Origin of the sequence: Endozoicomonas ascidiicola (assembly GCF_001646945.1) — a bacterium.
In the GTDB taxonomy this organism is placed as follows: domain Bacteria; phylum Pseudomonadota; class Gammaproteobacteria; order Pseudomonadales; family Endozoicomonadaceae; genus Endozoicomonas; species Endozoicomonas ascidiicola.
Window position 1 is genome coordinate 463,847 of the sequence record NZ_LUTV01000003.1, and the last position, 4,660, is coordinate 468,506.

Genomic DNA, 4,660 nt, shown 5'->3' on the forward strand with positions numbered 1-4,660 from the left:
CCGTATAGGGGAGCCGTAGGGAAACCGAGTCTTAATAGGGCGTCGAGTCGCTGGGATTAGACCCGAAACCGGGCGATCTATCCATGGGCAGGTTGAAGATTGAGTAACATCAATTGGAGGACCGAACCGACTATCGTTGAAAAGCTAGCGGATGACTTGTGGATAGGAGTGAAAGGCTAATCAAGCCCGGAGATAGCTGGTTCTCCTCGAAAGCTATTTAGGTAGCGCCTCGTGTATCACCATTGGGGGTAGAGCACTGTTTGGGCTAGGGGGTCATCCCGACTTACCAACCCCATGCAAACTCCGAATACYAATGAGTGCAATCACGGGAGACACACGGCGGGTGCTAACGTCCGTCGTGGAAAGGGAAACAACCCAGACCGTCAGCTAAGGTCCCAAAGTTCTAGTTAAGTGGGAAACGATGTGAGAAGGCCCAGACAGCCAGGAGGTTGGCTTAGAAGCAGCCACCCTTTAAAGAAAGCGTAATAGCTCACTGGTCGAGTCGGCTCGCGCGGAAGATTTAACGGGGCTCAAACTAGACACCGAAGCTACGGGTTTCAGTGGTCAGTTTTCAGTTGTTAGTTAGCAGTTGTAAGTTTAAAAACTGCAAACACAGTAAAATGTTGGTTGGTTTGCACAAGAGTTTCCAATAACTCTGAGCAAAACTGACAACCAACAACTGAAAACTGACCACTGAAGCGGTAGAGGAGCGTTCTGTAAGCCGTTGAAGGTGTATCGGGAGGTATGCTGGAGGTATCAGAAGTGCGAATGCTGACATGAGTAACGACAAGGGGAGTGAGAAGCTCCCCCGCCGGAAGACCAAGGGTTCCTGCGCAACGTTAATCGGCGCAGGGTGAGTCGGCCCCTAAGGTGAGGTCGAAAGACGTAATCGATGGGAAACAGGTCAATATTCCTGTACCCCTTTTGACTGCGACGGAGTGACGGAGAAGGCTAGGTCAGCGCGGCGTTGGTTGTCCGCGTTTAAGATCGTAGGCTGGGGACCCAGGCAAATCCGGGTCCTCAAGGCCGAGAATTGATGACGAGGTTCTACGGAACTGAAGTGATTGATGCCATGCTTCCAGGAAAAACTTCTAAGCTTCAGGTCAAAAGGGACCGTACCCCAAACCGACACAGGTGGTCAGGTAGAGAATACCAAGGCGCTTGAGAGAACTCGGGTGAAGGAACTAGGCAAAATGGCACCGTAACTTCGGGAGAAGGTGCGCCGGCTTTGGTGATCGGACTTGCTCCGTAAGCTGAGGCTGGTCGAAGATACCAGGTGGCTGCGACTGTTTATTAAAAACACAGCACTGTGCAAACACGAAAGTGGACGTATACGGTGTGACGCCTGCCCGGTGCTCGAAGGTTAATTGATGGGGTTATCCCTCTTTTAGGAGAGTGGAGAAGCTCTTGATCGAAGCCCGAGTAAACGGCGGCCGTAACTATAACGGTCCTAAGGTAGCGAAATTCCTTGTCGGGTAAGTTCCGACCTGCACGAATGGCGTAACGATGGCCACGCTGTCTCCACCCGAGACTCAGTGAAATTGAAATCGCTGTTAAGATGCAGCGTATCCGCGGCTAGACGGAAAGACCCCGTGAACCTTTACTATAGCTTCACAGTGGATTTTGATGTTGCTTGTGTAGGATAGGTGGGAGGCTTTGAAGCGWKGACGCTAGTTMKYGTGGAGCCAATCTTGAAATACCACCCTGGCAATATTGRRGTTCTAACCCAGGTCCTGAAACGGGATCGGGGACATTGTGTGGTGGGTAGTTTGACTGGGGCGGTCTCCTCCCAAAGAGTAACGGAGGAGCACGAAGGTTGGCTAAGTACGGTCGGACATCGTACGGTTAGTGTAATGGCACAAGCCAGCTTGACTGCGAGAGGTACATCTCGAGCAGGTACGAAAGTAGGTCATAGTGATCCGGTGGTTCTGAATGGAAGGGCCATCGCTCAACGGATAAAAGGTACTCCGGGGATAACAGGCTGATACCGCCCAAGAGTTCACATCGACGGCGGTGTTTGGCACCTCGATGTCGGCTCATCACATCCTGGGGCTGAAGCCGGTCCCAAGGGTATGGCTGTTCGCCATTTAAAGTGGTACGCGAGCTGGGTTTAGAACGTCGTGAGACAGTTCGGTCCCTATCTGCCGTGGACGTTGGAAGTTTGAGAAGAGCTGCTCCTAGTACGAGAGGACCGGAGTGGACGGACCACTGGTGTTCGGGTTGTGTCGCCAGACGCATTGCCCGGTAGCTATGTTCGGACGGGATAACCGCTGAAAGCATCTAAGCGGGAAGCCCCCTTCAAGATGAGACTTCCCTGGGCACTAGATGCCCCTGAAGAGCCGTTAAAGACTATGACGTTGATAGGTTGGGTGTGTAAGTGCTGTGAGGCATTGAGCTAACCAATACTAATGACTCGTGCGGCTTGACCATATAACGCCAAAGCGATTTAGAAGTGTAGAGATACACAGCCATACGCGAGCACTAGCAATTTCTCCTGCATTGCTAGCATACATGCCATCCGTGGCAATATAGAGTGTTTAGCAAGAACAAGATTCAGCTTAAATAGACAGGATTCCAGAGTAAGTGATTAATCAATCATTTRCTCAAGCAAGTTACGCCTGGCGACCATAGAAAGTTAGAACCACCTGATCCCATCCCGAACTCAGCAGTGAAATGACTTATCGCCGATGGTAGTGTGGGGCTTCCCCATGTGAGAGTAGGTCATCGCCAGGCACTAAATTACCCTTGAGTTCGCTCAAGGCTGTTTTGATCTCAGAGCCAATTGCTCTAAGACACGATTTAGTCTGAGAAACATAGAGCATTAGAACCACCTGATCCCATCCCGAACTCAGCAGTGAAATGATGCATCGCCGATGGTAGTGTGGGGCTTCCCCATGTGAGAGTAGGTCATTTTCAGACATAAAATATAAAGCCCTGATAGGTATCTATCAGGGCTTTTTTCGTTGTAGTTCGTAAATAGTGATTTCCAACAGTCATTGAGTTTTCCATGGCTTATGCCCTATCATGCAGCCACAATCACCAGATAAAAATAATTAGAAAAAGGAATGCTTGATGTATAAGCGATCATTACTTGTAGCCGTTATTTCCGGTTTGTCTCTTTTGTCTCTTTTGTCTCTTTTGTCTTCAGTGCAAGCCACTACACACTCACCCATGGTTGAAAACCTTTCGCAGGCTATCCGTTATCAAACCGTCAGCCATCAAAACCTTGATGCTATTGATTATGATGTATTTCTAGATTTTCATCGGTTCCTTGAGAATACATACCCATTGGTGCATCAACATCTTAAGAAAACCGTAATAGCAGACTACAGTCTTGTATATATTTGGGAGGGCAAAGATTCCTCAATCCCTCCTGTTCTGTTTGACGCCCACTATGATGTTGTCCCTATTGAACCCGGAACAGAAGAAGACTGGCAGCATGACCCGTTTGCAGGTGTTGTCGCTGAAGGCTATCTATGGGGACGTGGTGCACTGGACGACAAGGCCTCTGTAATTTCAACTTTTGAAGCGGTTGAGTCGCTTTTAGTTGATGATTATGAGCCTGAACGGACATTGGTCTTCTCCTTTGGTCATGATGAGGAAATAGGTGGAAATGATGGTGCTGCCAATATTGCTTCGTATCTCAAAAAACAGGGGTATGACTTTGAATACGTTGTTGGTGAAGGTGGTCTAGTCGTAAATGGTCATCCACTTTTACCTGGCAACCCTGTGGCTATGATTGGTTTGGCTGAGAAAAACTATGTAACCCTTACATTAAAAGCCTCTGGTGATGGTGGTCACTCTTCCATGCCGGTAAAAAACAACGCCATTGTTAACCTGAGTAAGGCGTTAACAACGCTGCATGAAAAACCGTTCAAAGCTCGTTTGGTGAAACCGGTTGCAGATATGTTGAAAGAAATGGGTGAACATATAGGGGGTATCAATGGTTTTATGATGCGCAACCAATGGCTCAGTAAGCCGATTCTCCTTTCTGTTATGGGAGATGAGAAAACCAGTCAGTCCATGGTGCGTACTACAACAGCGGTGACGATGGTGAATGCAGGTATCAAAGAGAATGTTATTTCTCAGACGGCGGAAGCAAAAGTCAATTTCCGTTTATTGCCAGGAACCTCCGTTGAGCAATTGATCAGTGATGTAAAAGCATTGATCGATGATGAGACTATTGAAATTGTTGCCAAGGGCTGGAAGAAAGGACCGCCGATTGCTGATATGACAGCACCGGGTTATGGTCATCTTAAGACAGCCATCAATAAGGTATTGCCAGAGACTGTGGTGGTGCCCGGTATGCTCACTGCAACCACTGATAGTCCGCACTATGCGCCTGTGTCTGACAATATATACCGGTTTCACCCCTTTACCCTTCATATGAAACTGGTTGGCTCCATTCATGGCACTAATGAGAGGATATCCGTTGACAGCATCAACACAGCATTGGAGTTGTCGAAGTCGCTGATTCGATCTTCAGGGAATCCTGGTAAGTAGTTGATCATTTGAAATCATATAAACTGACTAACCGATCAATCAGTTAATCCATTACGAGCCGGCTCAGGAATTTTGAACTACTGTTTCCTCATAGTTTCCACCTGTACGATCATCATGAAATCGGTTTCCAACATAACTGATCCAGCTATCATCACTA

At 48.1% G+C, this 4,660-nt stretch carries 1 protein-coding gene and 3 rRNA genes (1 of these 4 only partly in view); all 4 read left to right on the forward strand.

Features of this window, described 5'->3' with window-relative positions; genetic code table 11:
- Positions 1-2,430: ribosomal RNA gene (locus AKL11_RS09570) — 23S ribosomal RNA — on the forward strand (it extends 628 nt beyond the left edge of the window).
- 187 nt (positions 2,431-2,617) lie between these two features.
- Positions 2,618-2,733 (forward strand): 5S ribosomal RNA (gene rrf, locus AKL11_RS09575).
- Between the two features lie 70 nt (positions 2,734-2,803).
- Positions 2,804-2,919 (forward strand): 5S ribosomal RNA (rrf, locus tag AKL11_RS09580).
- Between the two features lie 153 nt (positions 2,920-3,072).
- Positions 3,073-4,503 carry a M20/M25/M40 family metallo-hydrolase gene (locus AKL11_RS09585; RefSeq protein WP_067516787.1) on the forward strand — a complete coding sequence of 477 codons (1,431 nt, stop codon included), beginning with the start codon at positions 3,073-3,075 and terminating at the stop codon, positions 4,501-4,503.
- Positions 4,504-4,660: the final 157 nt, after the last annotated feature.

Bases quoted from the DNA above. Each gene is read 5' to 3' on its own strand.
- AKL11_RS09585 (WP_067516787.1), top strand. From the start codon at position 3,073: ATGTATAAGCGATCATTACTTGTAGCCGTTATTTCCGGTTTGTCTCTT.